This is a genomic window from Micromonospora sp. S4605 (assembly GCF_003176715.1).
Lineage (GTDB): Bacteria > Actinomycetota > Actinomycetes > Mycobacteriales > Micromonosporaceae > Micromonospora > Micromonospora echinaurantiaca.
Genome location: NZ_QGSW01000131.1, coordinates 1 through 15,441, shown reverse-complemented (window position 1 = coordinate 15,441; position 15,441 = coordinate 1). Strand labels below are relative to the sequence as shown.

Here is a 15,441-nt window from a genome sequence, read left to right as displayed (position 1 = left end):
GTACGGACCGGTCGGCCCTGGCGAGGGGTCGGGCCGCTGGCTACGCTTTCGAGGTTTGCCGGGGACCGGTCCGCGCCCGAGGTGCCCGCACGAGACGGAGTCGGAGCCACCGTGCCGCCGCACGACCTGGAGCAGGCCGCCGCACGGCGGCGTGTCGGCGCGCCGGCGAGCGCCCGCACGGGACGGGGCGGGCTGGTCGTCGCCGGGGCCGTCGTCCTCGCCGAGGCGGTCTGGCTGGTCGCCGGGTTGCCGGCCGCGGCCCTGGTCAGCGACGTCGGCGCGCTGCTGGTCGCCGGCTGGGCGGCGCTGGCCTGTCTCGGGACGGCCCGCCGGCACCCGGCGACGCTGCGCCGGTTCTGGCTGCTGCTGGCCGCCACCATGGCGCTGGCGGCGCTCGGCCGGGCGGTGTGGACGGTCGACCGGCTGCTCGGCGGCGACCTGCCGCACACGCCGCTGGTCGGCGCGATCTTCATCGCGGGCATCCTCACCGGCACCGGCGCGCTGCTCTGCTCGCTCGCCGCCCCGCGCACCGCCGTCGGGCGGGCCCGGACCGTGCTGGACGGGGTGATCGTCGGGCTCGCCCTGGTGCCGATCGGCTGGGTGGTGGTGGTCCGCGATGTCGCCGCCGCCGACCTGGCCGATCCGGTGCGTACGCTCGGGCTGCTCTTCCCGATGCTCGACCTGATGCAGCTGACCATCCTGGTCGCGGTGGCCCGGCCGGCGTGGCGGCCGATGACCGTGATCGGCGCCAGCCTCACCCTGCGGGCGGTGGCGGACACCGGCTACGTCTCCCTCGCCGTGCGCGGCGACTACTTCTCCGGCCATCCGATCGACGTCTGCTGGCCGTTGAGCTACCTGCTGGTCGGCCTGGCCACCCGGTACCCGCCGCCGCCGGAGTGCGACCACGCGGACGAGGCCGAGTCGCCGCTGCCACCGTGGTGGCGGGTGGCGCTGCCGTACCTGCCGGTGGGTGGGGCCATCGTGGCCGTGGTGCTGGCCCGCCAGCCGACCGGGCAGACCCCGCACCTGGTCTTCTTCGGCATGATGGCGCTGCTCGCCGCGCTGGCGCTGCGCCAGGGGCTGGCCGCCAACGAAAACCTGCGGCTGGTGGTCCGGCTGCGCCGGCTGGCGTACGCCGACCAGCTCACCGGCCTGCCGAACCGGCTGATGTTCACCCGGAAGCTGCGGGCCGCCCTGCGCGACCGCCGGCCGGTGGCCGTGCTGCTGCTCGACCTCGACGGGTTCAAACAGGTCAACGACCGGTTCGGGCACGCCACCGGGGACAGCCTGCTGACCGGGGTCGCCGACCGGATGCGGACGGCGGTCGACGGCGAGGGCACCATCGCCCGGCTCGGCGGCGACGAGTTCGCCGTGCTGGTCGACGGCGACGGGCCGGTGTCGCCGGAGCGGCTCGCGGAGCGGCTGCTGGCCGCGCTGGAGCCGGCCGACGACGACGGCGACCTGGGACTGCACCCGTCGGCCAGCATCGGCATCGCCGAGTACGGCCCGCAGCACGCCTCGCACACCGACCTGCTGCGCGACGCCGACATCGCCATGTACGCGGCCAAGGCCGCCGGCAAGTCCGCGTACCGGACCTGCACGCCCGCCCTGCGGGAGTCGGCGGTGACCCGGGCGGAGCTGATCGCCGACCTGCGCCGCGCGGTCGACGAGGGCCAACTGCACCTGGAGTTCCAGCCGATCGTCGACCTGGCCACCGGGGCGGTACGCAGCGCCGAGGCGCTGGTGCGCTGGCGGCATCCCCGGCTCGGGCTGCTCAGCCCGGCCCGGTTCCTGCCGCTGGCCGAGGAGACCGGTCTGATCGTGCCGATCGACCGGTGGGTGATCCACGAGGCGTGCCGGGCGGCGGCGACCTGGCGGGACCGGCGGACCGAGGCGACCGTGGCGGTGAACATCGCCGCCGCGCACCTGCGCCGGCCGGACCTGATCGCCACGGTGACCGCGGCCACCGCCAGCGCTGGCCTGGCGCCCCGGGCGCTCACCCTGGAGCTGACCGAGTCGGCGCTGATCGACGGCAGCGAGGCCGTGCTGGACCGGCTGCGCCAGCTGCGCGAGCTGGGCATCCGGATCTCCATCGACGACTTCGGCACCGGCTACTCGGCGCTGAGCTACCTGCACCGGATCCCGGCCACCGAACTGAAGATCGACCGGTCCTTCGTGGCCCGGCTCGACACCGACGCCCGGGCGTACGCGACGGTGGAGATGGTGACCCGGCTCGCCGGGGCGTTCGAGCTGTCGGTGGTCGCCGAGGGGGTGGAGACCGAGCGGCAGCACGCCGCGGTGGCGGCGATCGGCTGCGTGCACGGGCAGGGCTACCGCTACGGCCGCCCCGCCGGGCTGGCCCAGCTGCGCACCGCGCTCGCCCGATCCTGAGCGCCCGGCCGGGCACCGCGCCGGGGTGCGCTCGGGCAAGCCGCGGCGGCCGGGGTGACCGGCGTCGCAGAATCAGCCTTGACCCTCACGTAACGGCAGGCTGGAGCCTGGTTTCCGGAAGGGAGGGAAACCATGGCGTACACGGTGGGACAGGTGGCCAGGCTGGCCGGGGTGACCGTGCGGACGCTGCACCACTACGACGAGATCGGCCTGCTCTCGCCCAGTGGTCGCAGCGGCACCGGTTACCGCCGCTACGACGACGCGGACCTGGAGCGGTTGCAGCACATCCGCTACTACCGGGAGCTGGGGTTCCCGCTGGAGGAGATCGCCGCGATCCTCGGCGATCCGGCGAGTGACCCGACGGTGCACCTGCGCCGCCAGCACGAGCTGCTGACGGTACGGATCAAGCGGTTGCAGGAGATGGTCACGGCGATCGAGTTCGCGATGGAGGCGAGCAAGATGAACATCCAACTGACCCCCGAGGAGCGGTTCGAGGTCTTCGGCGACTTCGACCCGGACGCGCACGCCGAGGAGGCGGAGCAGCGGTGGGGTGGCAGCGAGGCGTACCGGGAGTCGAACCGGCGGGTGTCCCGCTACACGAAGGAGGACTGGCTGCGGATCAAGGCGGAGAACGAGGACTGGGGCCGCCGGATCGTGGCGCTGATGTCCTCCGGCGCGCCGGCCGACAGCCCGGAGGCGATGGAGCTGGCCGAGGAGCACCGGCAGCTCATCAGCCGGTCGTTCTACGAGTGCTCGTACGAGATCCACACCGGGTTGGCCGACATGTACCTGGCCGACGAGCGGTTCACCGCGCACTACGAGGCGATCGCGCCGGGACTGACGGCGTACCTGAGCGAGGCGATCCACGCCAACGCGATCAGCCGGGCGTGAGCGCGGCGGTGCGGTCCGGCTACGCTGGCCGGGCCGCACTGTCGTGAGCGTCGATCGGTGTCCACCGGCGGGCTTGCACACTCCCCGAGGAGCGCCCCCGTGAACCGTCGCAAGCTGGTCGCCATCGGCGCCGTCCTCGCCGCCACCGCGGTCGTCGGCGGTTGGGCCGCCTTCGGCCGCTCCGAGTCGCCGTCCGCCGACCGGCCGGCGGCGGGCGCCGATCCGGCCGCCGTGCTGGTCGACGCCGCCGCCGCGATCGACCGGGAGTCCTACCGGTTGACCGTCGGCTCCGGCACCGAGGGGGACGGCACCGTGCTGGTCTGGGACCCGCGCGCCCGGCGGGGCCTGGAGACCACCTCGCTGAAGGTGCCCACCGGCGAGGTGAAGGTCGAGCGGCTGGTCACCGGGACGGACGCCTACGTGCGGGTGAGCGCCCCGGACCGGCGGGTGCCGGAGTGGGACGGCCGCACCTGGTGGCACGTGCCGGTCGACGGCGGCCGGGGCCTGGACAACACCCGGCTGGCCAGCACGCTGCGCGCCCCGAGCGGGGTGCGGCAGACCGGCGACCGCGAGTACGCCGGCACCCTCGACCTGCGCGACAGCGCCGACGTGCTCGGCGAGGGGGTCGGTGCCGTGCTCGGTGACCGGGCCGGGGCGGTGCCGTTCACCGCCACCCTCGACGAGCGGGGCCGGCTGGTCCGCTACCGGATCGAGCTGGCCGCCGAGCCGGGGCGCGCGGCGTCGCTCGACCTGACGTACGCCGACTTCGGCCTGCCGGTGTCGGTGCAGAAGCCGGCCGCGGAGTTGGTGCGGGACGACCCGCCGGCCAACATCCCGGGCGCCTGACCCGCTCCTCGTACGCGTCGGCGGCGGCGTCACCCGTTCGGGTGCGGCGGCCGCGTGGAAACGTCACATCGGGGGAGTATCACAAGGTCGTCGCCCACCGACCCGGGAGGTCCACTGTGCTCATCGTCGCCGGCAGCCTGTACGTCGACCCGGCCGAGCGGGGCGCCTACCTGGCGTCCTGCGTCGAGACGATCCGGCAGGCGCGCTCCGCGCCGGGCTGCGTCGACTTCGCGATCAGCGGCGACCCGGTCGAGCCGGGGCGGATCAACGTCTACGAGCGCTGGGAGTCCGACGAGCGGCTGCTCGCCTTCCGCGGCTCCGGCCCACCCGAGGCGCAGGTGGCGGCGATCCGCGGCGCCGAGGTGCACAAGTACCGGATCTCGGCCGTCGAGGCACCCTGACCGGGCCCACCGGGGCGGTGCCCGGTGGGCCCGGCCGGAGCCGGCGCGTCAGTGCCAGGACGGCGGGTAGCCGTAGCGGGGCAGCAGCCGCCCGGCGAGCAGGGCCGCGCCGAGCACGACCAGCACCGCCGGCAGCACGGTGTGCAGCGGATACCCGGGACCGGGATCGGTCAGGCCGATGAAGGCGGCGCAGACCGCGGCCGGCGCGTGCGGTGCCCGCAGCAGCAGCATGGTGACGACCGACGCCCCCGCCGCCGCACTGGCGGCCCAGACCGACGGGCCCACGACCGCGGTGACCGCCACCGCGACGAGGGCGCACGGCGGATAGCTGAGCAGCACCGCCGCCGGTCGGGCCAGCGGCGCGCCGGGCGCCAGGGCGAGCACCGCCGCCGAGGCGACGAAGGGCAGCGCGAAGACGTCCCGCCCGGTCACCGCCTCGACGGCGCCCAGCAGGGCCGTCGCGCCGAGCAGCATGGCGCCCGCGGTCAGCGCGGTGGCCCAGGCCGCCCGCCGGCCGGTCGCCGGCGGGCGCAGGGTGGTGGCGGACATCCGGCTACCGGGCCCGGCGCAGGAAGCCGCGGATCAGGTCGGCGATCTCGTCGCCGTGCGTCTCCAGCGCGAAGTGGCCGGTGTCGAGCAGGTGGATCTCGGCGTCGGGCAGGTCCCGGGCGTACGCCTCGGCCCCGGCGGCGCCGAAGATCTCGTCGTTGCGGCCCCAGGCGACCAGCGTGGGCGGCCGGTGCTGGCGGAAGTAGCGCTGGAAGTCGGGGTAGGTGTCCAGGTTGAACTGGTAGTCCCAGAAGAGCTGGAGCTGGACCTCCTTGTTGCCCGGCCGGTCCAGGCCGGCCTGGTCGAGCGTCCAGGTCTCCGGGGCGATCCGGTCCAGCCGGTCCGCCGGCACGCCGTGGGTGTACTGCCATTCGGTGGCCTGCGCGGTCAGCAGTTCGCGGACCGCCGGTTCGTGGGTCGCCCGGTCCTTGGCGTGCGCGAAGAGCACCTCCCAGAAGGGCGTGAACCCGTCGGTGTAGGCGTTCCCGCTCTGCACGACCAGCCCGGTGACCCGGTCCGGGTTGCGGCTGGCGATGCGCAGGCCGATGGGCGCGCCGTAGTCGTGCAGGTAGAGGGCGAAGCGTTCGATGCCCAGGGTGTCCAGCAGGGCCAGGGTGATCTCGGTGAGCCGTTCGAAGCTGTACTCGAACCGGTCCACCGGCGGCGTCGAGGACCGCCCGAATCCGATGTGGTCCGGTGCGATGAGGTGGTACTCGTCGGCCAGCGCGGGGATCAGGTTCCGGAACATGTGCGAGCTGGTGGGGAAGCCGTGCAGCAGCACCAGCGTGGGCCGCGACGGGTCGCCGGCCTCCCGGTAGAAGACCTGCTGGCCGGCGAGGGCGACGGTGCGGTGGCGGGTGACGAAGGGGGACACGGGGACTCCTCGACATCGAGAGAACGGGCGTTCTCCGGTTGCCTGCTACGGTAGGAGAACGACGGTTCTCCGCGCAAGGGGCTTTGACATGGACCACACGACGGCCGAGGCGCGGCTGCTCGACGCGGCCGACACGCTCTTCTACGAGCGCGGCATCCAGGCGGTCGGCATGGACGCCATCCGGCAGGCCTCCGGCGTCTCGCTCAAGCGCACCTACCAGCTCTTCCCGTCCAAGGAGCACCTCGTCGAGGCGGTGCTGCGCCGGCGGGACCTGGCGATCCGCGAGCAGCTCTCGGCGTACACCTCGGCCCGGTCGACGCCGGCCGAGGGCGTCCTGGCGGTCTTCGACTACCTGTACGACTGGTTCGGCCAGCCCGACTTCCGCGGCTGCGCGTTCATCAACTCGTTCGCCGAACTCGGCCCCGCGTCGGCGAACGTGGCCGACATCGTCCGCACCCACAAGCAGGCGGTCGCCGACCACCTCGCCGCCCTCGTCGCCGCGGCCGGCCGGCCACCGGCGCTCGCCGCCCAGCTGCTGGTGCTGGCCAACGGCGCGATGGTCACCGCGGCCATCGCCGGCAGTCCGGAACCGGCCCGCGACGCCCGCGCGGCCGCCCAACGGCTGCTCGACGCCGACGCGTCGGCCTGACGCCGGTCGCCACACCCGTCCGGCCGCTCACAGCGGTGGCGGGGTGGGAACGGGCTCGGGCGGCAGGCCCGGCGCCAGCCGGCGCAGCGAGGTGAACGTCGGGACCAGCGCGTCGTACAGCTCGGAGAAGAGCGGCAGCAGCGTCGCGTACGTGGCGGCCGCCGCCGCGTCGGGCTGCACGGTCTCCTCGATCCGGACCAGGTCGGCGGCCACGTCGACCGAGGCGATCCGACCCAGCGCCTGCATGCCGAGCAGCGCCGCGCCGAGGCTGGACCCCTCGTGCCCGGCCGGGAACCGCACCGGCATGCCGAGCACGTCGGCGAGGATCTGCCGCCACAGGTCGCTGCGGGCGAAGCCGCCGCTGGCCCGGACCTCGTGCACCTCGTTGCCGGCGGCCCGCACCGACGCCAGCACCAGCGCCAACTGCTGGCAGACCCCCTCGATCGCGGCCCGTACCAGGTGCGACCGGCGGTGGCCGTGGGTCAGCCCCACGTACGCGCCGCGCGGCAGCGCGCTCCAGTGCGGGGCCCGCTCGCTGAGCAGGTACGGCAGCATGATCAACCCGCCGGAGCCGACCGGGGCCCGGGCGGCCAACGCCAGCAGCTCCTCCTCGGCGTCCTCGCCCAGCTCCGGGGCGAGCGCGTCACCGGCCCAGTCGAGCACCACCCCGCCGTTGTTGATCGCCCCGCCGACCACCCAGCGCCGCTCGGTCAGCGCGTAGCAGTACACCCCGCCGAGCGGGTCCACGCCGGGGTGCTCCACCACCACCCGCATCGCGCCGCTGGTGCCGATCGAGCAGGCCATCACCCCGGGGGCCACCGCGCCGAGGCCCAGGTTGGCCAGGGGCCCGTCGCCGGCACCGACCACCACCGGCGTACGCCGGGGCAGCCTGGTCGCCGCGGCCGCCTCGGCGGTCAGGCCGGGCAGCACGGCGGTGGTGGAGACCAGCCGGGGCAGCTGCGCTTCGGTGATGCCGGCGATGCCGAGCGCCTCGGGGTCCCAGGCCAGCCGGTGGATGTCCATCAGCCCGGTGCCGGAGCCGACCGAGTGGTCGGTGACCAGCTCGTCGCAGAGCCGCAGCAGGATCCAGTCCTTGATCCCCACCCAGTACGCGGCCCGTCCGAACAGCTGCGGCTCCTGCTCGGCCAGCCAGAGCAGCTTGGGCAGCGGCGCCATCGGGTGCACCGGGGTGCCGGTGCGCCGGTGCAGGGCCAGCCCGGACGGTACGGCGCGCAGCCGCTCGGCCTGCCGGCTGGCCCGGGCGTCCGCCCAGATGATCGATGGGGTGATCGGCTCGCCGTCGGCGTCCAACCCGATCAGGCTGTGCATCGCGGTGCTGAACGCCAGCCCGGCCACCGGCCGCCCCAGGTCGGCCACCACCGCCCCGATCGCCTCCAGCACCGCCGCGTGGATCCGCAGCGGGTCCTGTTCGGCCCAGCCGGGCTGCGGCTCGTCCAACGGATACGGCACCCCGTACTGGGTGAGCTGGTGGCCCTGGGTGTCGTAGGCGACGACCTTGGCGCTGGCGGTGCCGATGTCGACGGCGATCATCGCGTCGCGACGGCCGCCCGTCTCGGTCACCGGCGCTCACCCCTTCCGCCCGCGCCGGCCTCACCGGCTGTGCCTGACGTTACCGAGCGCCGGACCACCCCGTACGGCGAAAGCGGACGGCGACCGCGGGCCGAGCGACGCCGCTGGCCGGCGGAATTGCCGGCGACGGCCCGGCGGGCCGGCGGCTAGGGTGCCGGCATGCGGCTCAGGGTTCTCGGCGGGTGCGGGGCGTGGCCGGAGGCGGGCCAGGCGTGCAGCGGTTACCTGGTGGAACAGGACGGATTCCGGCTGCTCGTCGACGTCGGCTACGCGACCGTGCCGCGGCTGCTGGAGTGGCTCGACGCGGACCAGGTCGACGCCGTATTCGTCAGCCACGGCCACCCCGACCACTGTGCCGACCTGAATCCGCTGCTGCGGGCGCGGGCGCTGCGCGACGACCCGCCGGCCCCGCTGCCGGTGTACGCGCCGCCGGGCGCGCTCGACGCGGTGCTGGCGCTGGACCGGCCCGGGATGCTGGCCGACGCCTACACGCTGCACGAGATCACCCTCGGCGGCCGCCTCGACATCGGCCCGTTCCTTGCCCAGACCTTCCCGCTGCCGCACTGGGTGCCGAACGCCGGCGTACGGCTGACCGCGGGCGGCCGGGTCCTCGCCTACACCGGTGACACCGGCCCGAGCCCCGAGCTGCCGAACCTGGCCCGGGAGGCGGACCTGCTGGTGGCCGAGGCGACCTACGTCGACGAGGTGCCGGAGGACTCGCGGCGCTACCTGTCCAGCGCCCGGCAGATGGGCCGGCTGGCCGCGGCCGCCGGCGTCGGCCACCTGCTGCTGACCCACCTCTGGCCGGGCACCGACCCGGCGGCCGCCCACGCCGCCGCCGGTGACGGGTACGACGGCGAGACCGACGTCGCCACCGCCGGCCTGGTCCTGGACCTTCCCTGATCCCTGGTATCCGCCTGAGCAGTGACTCGGCGGTGGGCCGCCGGTTGGGGGTGTACGCGAGGGCCCGGCCGGGGTGAGAATGCCGAGCAACGTGAATGTTTCTGGACGATGACGTCCGGCGGGGGAGGATGGCGTGACCGGTCCAGCTCTTCGCCTCGGCGCGGCGGTGGCCGCCCTGGGCATGGTCGTGTCCGGGCTGGCTGTCGGCAGCGCGCCGGCCGCCGGCAAGCAGCGCGACGGGCGGGGCTACGCCGCCGAGATCCGCCGGGCGTCCTACGGGGTCCCGCACATCACCGCGCACAGCTTCGGCAGCCTCGGCTTCGGCGTCGGCTACGTGCAGGCCGAGGACAACCTCTGCGTCATCGCCGAGAAGGTGGTCACGGTCAGCGGCGAGCGGTCCCGCTGGTTCGGCGCGAGCGGCCCGACCGACGCCAACGTGCGCAGCGACCTGTTCTTCCGCAAGGCGATCGAGGACCGAGCGGTCGAGCGGCTGCTGACCGGCCGGCGCGACGGCGTGCATTCGCCCTCCGACGACGTCCGGGACCAGATCCGCGGCTTCGTCGCCGGCTACAACCACTACCTGCGCCAGGTCGGGGGCGCGGCGAACCTCACCGACCCGGCCTGCCGGGCCAAGCCGTGGGTACGCCCGCTGACCGAACTGGACCTGTGGCGTACCACCTGGGCCAGCATGGTCCGGGCCGGCTCGCGCGCGCTGCTCGACGGCATCGTCGCCGCCGCCCCGCCGACCGCCACCGGCCCGGCCGCCGCCCAGGACGCGCCGGGCGCCGCCGCCGTGCTCGCCGCCGTCGACGGGGCGCCGGCCGGGGTCGGCAGCAACGCGTACGGGCTCGGCGCCGGCGCCACCACCCACCGCGGCGGGATGGTGCTGGCCAACCCGCACTTTCCGTGGGACGGCGCGGAGCGGTTCTACCGGATGCACCTCAAGGTGCCCGGCCGCTACGACGTGGAGGGCGCCGCGCTGATCGGCGACCCGATCGTGGAGATCGGGCACAACCGCACCCTCGCCTGGAGCCACACCGTCTCCACCGCCCGCCGGTTCGTCTGGCACCGGCTCGCCCTGGTGCCCGGCGACCCGACCTCCTACTACGTCGACGGTCGGCCGCGGAAGATGACCACCCGCACGGTCACCGTGCAGGTGCCGAACCCGGCCGGTGGCACCATTCCGGTCAGCCGCACCTTCCACGACACCCACTACGGGCCGGTGGTCGTGGTGCCCGGCAGCTTCGACTGGACGGCCGAGGCCGCGTACGCCGTCACCGACGTGAACGCCACCAACAACCGGGCCTTCGACGGCTGGTTGCAGATGGGCCGGGCGAAGACGGTCCGCGAGCTGAAGCGCGTGCTGGACCGCTACCAGTTCCTGCCCTGGGTGAACGTGATCGCCGCCGACGCGCGCGGCGAGGCGCTCTACGCCGACCACTCGGTGGTGCCCCGGGTCACCGACGACCTCGCCGCCGCCTGCATCCCGGCGCCGTTCCAGCCGCTCTACGCCAGCAGCGGCCAGGCCGTCCTGGACGGCTCCCGGTCGGCGTGCGCGCTCGGCGCCGACCCGGACGCGGTGGTGCCCGGCATCCTCGGCCCGGCGAACCTGCCGGTCCGGTTCCGCACCGACTACGTGACCAACTCCAACGACAGCCACTGGCTGGCCAACCCGGAGGCCCCGCTGGAGGGCTACCCGCGGATCATCGGCAACGAGGGCACCCAGCGCAGCCTGCGTACCCGGCTCGGGCTGGACCAGGTGCAGCGGCGCCTGGCCGGCACCGACGACCTGCCGGGCACCCGGTTCACCACCGGCCGGCTCTGGCAGACCGTGTTCGGCAACCGCGCGTACGGCGGTGAACTGGTCCGCGACGACCTGGTGGCGCTCTGCACCGCCCAGCCGACCGCGACCGCCTCCGACGGCACCACCGTCGACCTGCGGGACGCCTGTGCCGCGCTGCGGGGCTGGGACCTGCGGGCCGACACCGACAGCCGGGGCGCCCACCTGTTCACCGAGTTCGCCCTGGCCGGCGGCATCCGGTTCGCCGACGCCTTCGACGCCGCCGACCCGGTGCACACCCCGGCCCGGCTGGCCAGCACCGACCCGCGGGTGCTGCGGGCCCTTGCCGACGCCGTCCGCCGGCTCGCCGGCATCCCGCTGGACGCCCGCCTCGGTGACGTGCAGACCGAACCGCGCGGCGACCAGCGCATCCCGATCCACGGTGGACCGGCCGAGGCGGGCATCTTCAACATGATCATCAACCCGTTGCGCCCCGGCGTCGGCTACCCGAAGGTGGTGCACGGCTCGTCCTTCGTGATGGCCGTCGAGTTGGGCCCGAACGGCCCGTCCGGCCGGCAGATCCTCACCTACTCGCAGTCGACCAACCCGAATTCGCCCTGGTACGCCGACCAGACCCGGCTCTACTCGGGCAAGGGCTGGGACACCGTCAAGTACACCGAGGCACAGCTGCGGGCCGACCCGAACCTGCGCACCTATCGGATCTCGGAGGGTCGCCACCGCTGACACGCCCGGAGGTGCCCAAGCCACACAACAGAATCGACTTCTCGTCCAATTTGGTCCGCCGATCGGGTGAATCGCCCGATGTGGCGTGTCCGGGCCGGACGCCGCCGGAGTTAACACGTGTGACACCCCGGATGGTTGTCTGCGCGGCGAAGGAGTCGGCGTGGCGAAGACTGATTCGACGGGTTCCACCTGGCGGTACCGGTGGGCGCACCGGCAGAACGAGCGGCGGCTGCGGTCGTACCGCGGCGCCGAGGCCGCCTGGCGACGACGCGACGACGAACTGCGGCGGCTGCGTACCCTCGCCGAGGGGTTCCAGGGATCGGCCGCGGCCGGCACCGGGCTGCCGCTGGAGCTCGGCCCCGGCGAGGTGGTCCTCTGGGCGCTGCCCGCCGCGCAACTGGTCGAGGTCCGGCACACCAGCGTGCTCCCGGCCCCCGACCTGACGGTCGCCGTCGACGCCGCGCCGTTGCGGCCCCGCCGCCCGGACGGGGTCCGGATCGCCGACGCCGGCATGGCGGTGATCACCAACCGGCGGCTGGTCCTGCTCGGCGGACGCGGCCGGCGCGACTGGGCGTACGGCCGGATGACCGGCCTGGCCCACGACCCGGCGGCCCCGGTGACGCTGATGCAGGTGCTGGACCGCCGGCGCACCTCCGGGCTGATGCTGCCCGTCGACGCCGCCGCGGACTTCCGGTTCAAGCTGACCCTGGCCTTCGCCGACGCCATCGAGCAGCGCGACGCCATCATCGCCCAGCTCGACGAGCTGATCGCCGAGCACGCGCAGCTCAAGCCGATCCGACCGGGCATCGCCACGCCGGGGCAGGCCCGGCTCAGCGCGATGCTGCCCGGCGGCCGGCGCACCGTGGCGGTCGCGGCGGCCATCGCCGTGCTGGTGCCCGCCGCGCTCATCGAGTCGGACCCGTCGGACCCGACCCGCCGCGAGGTGGCGGCCGCGGCCACCCCCGCGCCGACCGCCGTGCCGCGGCTCGGCCCGTCGGTGCCGCCGATCGCCGCGGCCACACCCACGCCGACGGCGAAGCCGAAGCCGAAACGCAGCAGCACGCCACCCACGCCGGCGCCGTCGAAGACGACCTCCGGGGAGCGGCTCTGCGGCGCGCCGGCCAACCCGATGGGGTACGACTTCTGCGGCGGCTACCGGATCCGCAAGCCGGACGCCGAGATCTGCGACTGGTTCGACTGCACACCGCAGTTCTGGGCCGGGCGGGGCTACCTGGTGCAGTGCCGGGACGGCGCGGTCAGCCTGACCGGCGGGCAGCGCGACGCCTGCGCGGAGCACCGGGGGGTGCGCCGTACCGTCTGGACCTGAGGGCCCGGGTCGTCTCCGCTGGTCGGCGGCGCCGGCCGGTCCGCCGGCCACGTGTCCTCCTCGGCGTGATGACGCAGAGGTATCAATATGACTCTCCGGTATCACCCTCGACCGGGTGACGCTCGGTGAGCCGGTGCAGGGGCAGCAGGCCGACGAGGATCAGCGCGGCGCCCAGCGGCAGCAGGTCGAGGTTCACCGCGATCGGCAGGAAGCCGAGCAGCACCAGCGCCGGGCTCCAGGCCGGCAGCAGCCGGGGCCGGGTGGTCGCCGCCTGCACCAGCAGGGTGAGGATGCCGACCTGGAACAGCAGTGGCCCGAGCGCCATCGCGGGATCCGGCAGCGGCGCGGCGTCGGAGAGCCGGGGAAACAGATCGCCGAGGATCACCCAGAGGAACCCGGCGGCGCCGGCCAACCCCAGCGTGGTCGCGACCCCGGTGAGCACCCGCTGCCGTGGCGCGGTGGCGCGCAGCAGCCGCCACAGCTCGACCAGGAGTACGGCGAAGAGCACGAACGCCACCAGGAAGAAGGTGTGTCCGAGGTTCCACGCCCAACCCGGCCCCCGGTGGCCGTCCAGCCCGTCGACCAGCCGCAGCAGGCCGTAGAGGAGCAGGAGCGCCGGCGCGCCGAGGGCGGCGGTCGGGACGAGCTTCGCGGAGGTTCGGGGGCGGAGGGTCGTCATGCCCCCAGCCTCGCCGCGCCGCCGCCCGGCGGCATCGGGGTCTTCCCGTACCGGCCCCGGACCCGCGTTCCGCAGGGGATGGCCCCGCCCAGGTAATTCGCTCCGAATCCGCCCTGATGTCCGGAATGATGGGCGGATGGAGATCCGCTCCGACGATGGCGCCCGGGTGAGGATCCGCCCGGTCGGCTACCAGCCGGGCGTCGAGCCGCCGGTCCACCCCGACGAGGGCTGGGACGACTGGCTGCTCGTGGAGACGGACGCCCGCACTGCGGACGGGCAGGCGTGGTCGCACCTGGAGCCCTGCCTGACCGTGGCCGAGGCGGCGGCGCTGACCGGCTGGCTGCGCTGGCGTGCGGAGTCCGCGCTGACTCCGGGGGCGCCGCCGGCGGTGGTGCGGTTCACCGAGCCGAACCTGACCTTCCGCAGCCGGGTCATCCGGCGCCGGCGGGTGGAACTGGTGGTCGAGTTCTCCTACGAGTCGCTGCCCCCGTGGATGCCGCGACGCCCGCTCGGCGCGGTGTATCCGCTGCCGCTGACGGTCTCGGCCGACGCACTGGCCGCGGCCGCCGAGCAGTGGGCGGGCGAGGTCGAGGCGTACCCCCGGCGCGTCGTGTCGTAGCCCCCCGGCGCCCCGCTCGACGGCCGCCGGGCCAATTCTCTCCTTTCCGGAACAACGCGGATATATCGATCGTCATGCGTGTCCTGTCGACGGGACGAGCGGTTGTACCACACGTGACGGCGACATCACCGGCCACCAGCAGAGACCCGGCGCCGGCGGAATCCCGCTGGCGCACCACCTGGTCGGAGCGCGAGAACGACCGGCGGCGGCGCGCGTACGACGCCGAGACCGCGGCCTGGCTCCGGCGGCACGACCAACTGGTCCGGCTCCAGATCGAGGCCGCCAGCTTCCTTGGCTGCACCCAGCCGCGTACCGGCCTGCCGGTGGACCTCGCCGACGACGAGGTCGTCTACCGGGTGCTGCCCACCGCCGAACTGGTCGAGGCCGAGGCCCGGCACGTCACCGGCCTGCCCGCACCCGGCCTGGCCGGTGCCGCGACCGGCCCCGACCGCACCGACCGGGCCCTGCCCCGAGGCGTGCGGACGGTCGACACCGGCATGGCGGTGGTGACCAACCACCGGGTCGCGTTCGGCGGGCGGGAGCAGCGGCGCGAGTGGGCGTACCCGGACCTGGTGGGACCCGCGCACCACCCGCACGCCCCGCTCACCCTGCTGCACCGCACCGACGGCGGGCGGCTCGCCGGGCTGCTGGTGCCGGACACCGCGGCGGCGAATTTCCGCTTCTACCTCACCCTCGCCTTCGCCACCGCCACCGGGTGCCGGGCGGCCGTCGCCGCGCAGGTCGACGACCTGCTCGACGCGCACCGGCAGGCGCGGCCGGTGCCGCCGCCGCTGGTCGTGCCGGCCCACGCCCCGCTGGTCGCGCGGCGCCCCGACCGCCGGGTGGCCACCGTCACCGCCCTGGCCACGCTGGCGTTCGGCACGCTGACCGCCGGTGCCGTCGACGCCGGGCCGACCGGGCCGACCGGGCCGACCTACCGGGCGCAGGTCGGCAACTCCGCCGCCGTGGACGCCGCGCCGCGACCGCTCGAACTCACCGCCCCGCCCATCCCCGGCGAGCCGGCGGGCGGCGGGACGGCCGCGTCGGTGACCGGCGAGCCGGCACCCCGGGTCACCGGAGGCGCCGGGCGGCACCGGTCGACCCGGCCCACGCCGCCGGCGAGCCGGCGAATCCCCGTACCGCCGGCGATCGCGGCGCCCACCCCGGCGCCGCCGACGATCGCGCCACCGCCCACCAC

The 15,441-nt window shown here is 74.8% G+C and carries 14 protein-coding genes; 10 read left to right on the top strand and 4 right to left on the bottom strand.

Annotated features, from left to right (window positions below; translation table 11 throughout):
* Nucleotides 1–111 precede the first annotated feature (111 nt).
* From DLJ47_RS08680 to DLJ47_RS08665, 4 genes are all read left to right on the top strand, one after another.
* Nucleotides 112–2,391 carry a putative bifunctional diguanylate cyclase/phosphodiesterase gene (locus tag DLJ47_RS08680; RefSeq protein ID WP_233257731.1) on the top strand — a complete coding sequence of 760 codons (2,280 nt, stop codon included), beginning with the start codon at nucleotides 112–114 and terminating at the stop codon, nucleotides 2,389–2,391.
* Nucleotides 2,392–2,523: 132 nt separating this feature from the next.
* Entirely contained in the window at nucleotides 2,524–3,282 is a 759-nt protein-coding gene (locus DLJ47_RS08675; protein ID WP_109899541.1) for a MerR family transcriptional regulator, read from the top strand.
* A 99-nt stretch (nucleotides 3,283–3,381) separates the two neighbouring features.
* Nucleotides 3,382–4,128: a hypothetical protein gene (locus DLJ47_RS08670; RefSeq protein WP_109899540.1), complete on the top strand. Its 747-nt coding sequence runs from the start codon at nucleotides 3,382–3,384 to the stop codon at nucleotides 4,126–4,128.
* Between the two features lie 116 nt (nucleotides 4,129–4,244).
* Nucleotides 4,245–4,529, top strand: coding sequence for a putative quinol monooxygenase (locus DLJ47_RS08665; protein ID WP_109899539.1), 285 nt, complete (start codon nucleotides 4,245–4,247; stop codon nucleotides 4,527–4,529).
* Between the two features lie 48 nt (nucleotides 4,530–4,577).
* Here the strand turns inward: DLJ47_RS08665 and DLJ47_RS08660 are convergent, their stop codons facing one another.
* Together DLJ47_RS08660 and DLJ47_RS08655 are read right to left on the bottom strand one after the other, a co-directional pair.
* A complete protein-coding gene (locus DLJ47_RS08660) occupies nucleotides 4,578–5,078 on the bottom strand; it encodes an HPP family protein (protein WP_109899538.1) in 501 nt (166 codons plus the stop codon).
* A gap of 4 nt (nucleotides 5,079–5,082) precedes the next feature.
* A complete protein-coding gene (locus DLJ47_RS08655; RefSeq protein WP_109899537.1) occupies nucleotides 5,083–5,952 on the bottom strand; it encodes an alpha/beta fold hydrolase in 870 nt (289 codons plus the stop codon).
* Nucleotides 5,953–6,040: 88 nt separating this feature from the next.
* On the opposite strand from DLJ47_RS08655, the gene DLJ47_RS08650 reads away from it, so the two are divergent.
* Nucleotides 6,041–6,601: a TetR/AcrR family transcriptional regulator gene (locus DLJ47_RS08650; RefSeq protein ID WP_109899536.1), complete on the top strand. Its 561-nt coding sequence runs from the start codon at nucleotides 6,041–6,043 to the stop codon at nucleotides 6,599–6,601.
* Nucleotides 6,602–6,628: 27 nt separating this feature from the next.
* Here the strand turns inward: DLJ47_RS08650 and DLJ47_RS08645 are convergent, their stop codons facing one another.
* Complete coding sequence (locus DLJ47_RS08645) at nucleotides 6,629–8,182, bottom strand: gluconokinase (RefSeq protein ID WP_233257730.1); 1,554 nt, start codon at nucleotides 8,180–8,182, stop codon at nucleotides 6,629–6,631.
* Between the two features lie 168 nt (nucleotides 8,183–8,350).
* Here DLJ47_RS08645 and DLJ47_RS08640 point away from each other — a divergent pair, with 168 nt between their 5' ends.
* The 3 genes from DLJ47_RS08640 to DLJ47_RS08630 all read left to right on the top strand — a co-directional run bounded on the left by DLJ47_RS08640 (nucleotide 8,351) and on the right by DLJ47_RS08630 (nucleotide 12,945).
* Nucleotides 8,351–9,094, top strand: a complete 744-nt coding sequence (locus tag DLJ47_RS08640; RefSeq protein WP_109899535.1) for an MBL fold metallo-hydrolase — start codon at nucleotides 8,351–8,353, stop codon at nucleotides 9,092–9,094.
* Between the two features lie 181 nt (nucleotides 9,095–9,275).
* Nucleotides 9,276–11,618 (top strand): acylase, encoded by a 2,343-nt coding sequence (locus DLJ47_RS08635; RefSeq protein ID WP_109899566.1) that lies wholly within the window; start codon nucleotides 9,276–9,278, stop codon nucleotides 11,616–11,618.
* 160 nt (nucleotides 11,619–11,778) lie between these two features.
* The gene (locus DLJ47_RS08630) at nucleotides 11,779–12,945 is read left to right on the top strand and encodes a hypothetical protein (RefSeq protein WP_109899534.1); all 1,167 of its coding nucleotides are present in this window, start codon (nucleotides 11,779–11,781) and stop codon (nucleotides 12,943–12,945) included.
* Between the two features lie 82 nt (nucleotides 12,946–13,027).
* On the opposite strand, the gene DLJ47_RS08625 is transcribed toward DLJ47_RS08630, so the two are convergent.
* Nucleotides 13,028–13,624, bottom strand: coding sequence for a hypothetical protein (locus tag DLJ47_RS08625; protein ID WP_109899533.1), 597 nt, complete (start codon nucleotides 13,622–13,624; stop codon nucleotides 13,028–13,030).
* Nucleotides 13,625–13,760: 136 nt separating this feature from the next.
* Between DLJ47_RS08625 and DLJ47_RS35675 the strand changes: the two genes are divergently transcribed.
* Nucleotides 13,761–14,243: a WapI family immunity protein gene (locus DLJ47_RS35675; RefSeq protein WP_109899532.1), complete on the top strand. Its 483-nt coding sequence runs from the start codon at nucleotides 13,761–13,763 to the stop codon at nucleotides 14,241–14,243.
* A gap of 113 nt (nucleotides 14,244–14,356) precedes the next feature.
* Nucleotides 14,357–15,441: hypothetical protein (locus tag DLJ47_RS08615; RefSeq protein ID WP_109899531.1), on the top strand; the 1,085-nt coding region annotated here is incomplete at its 3' end.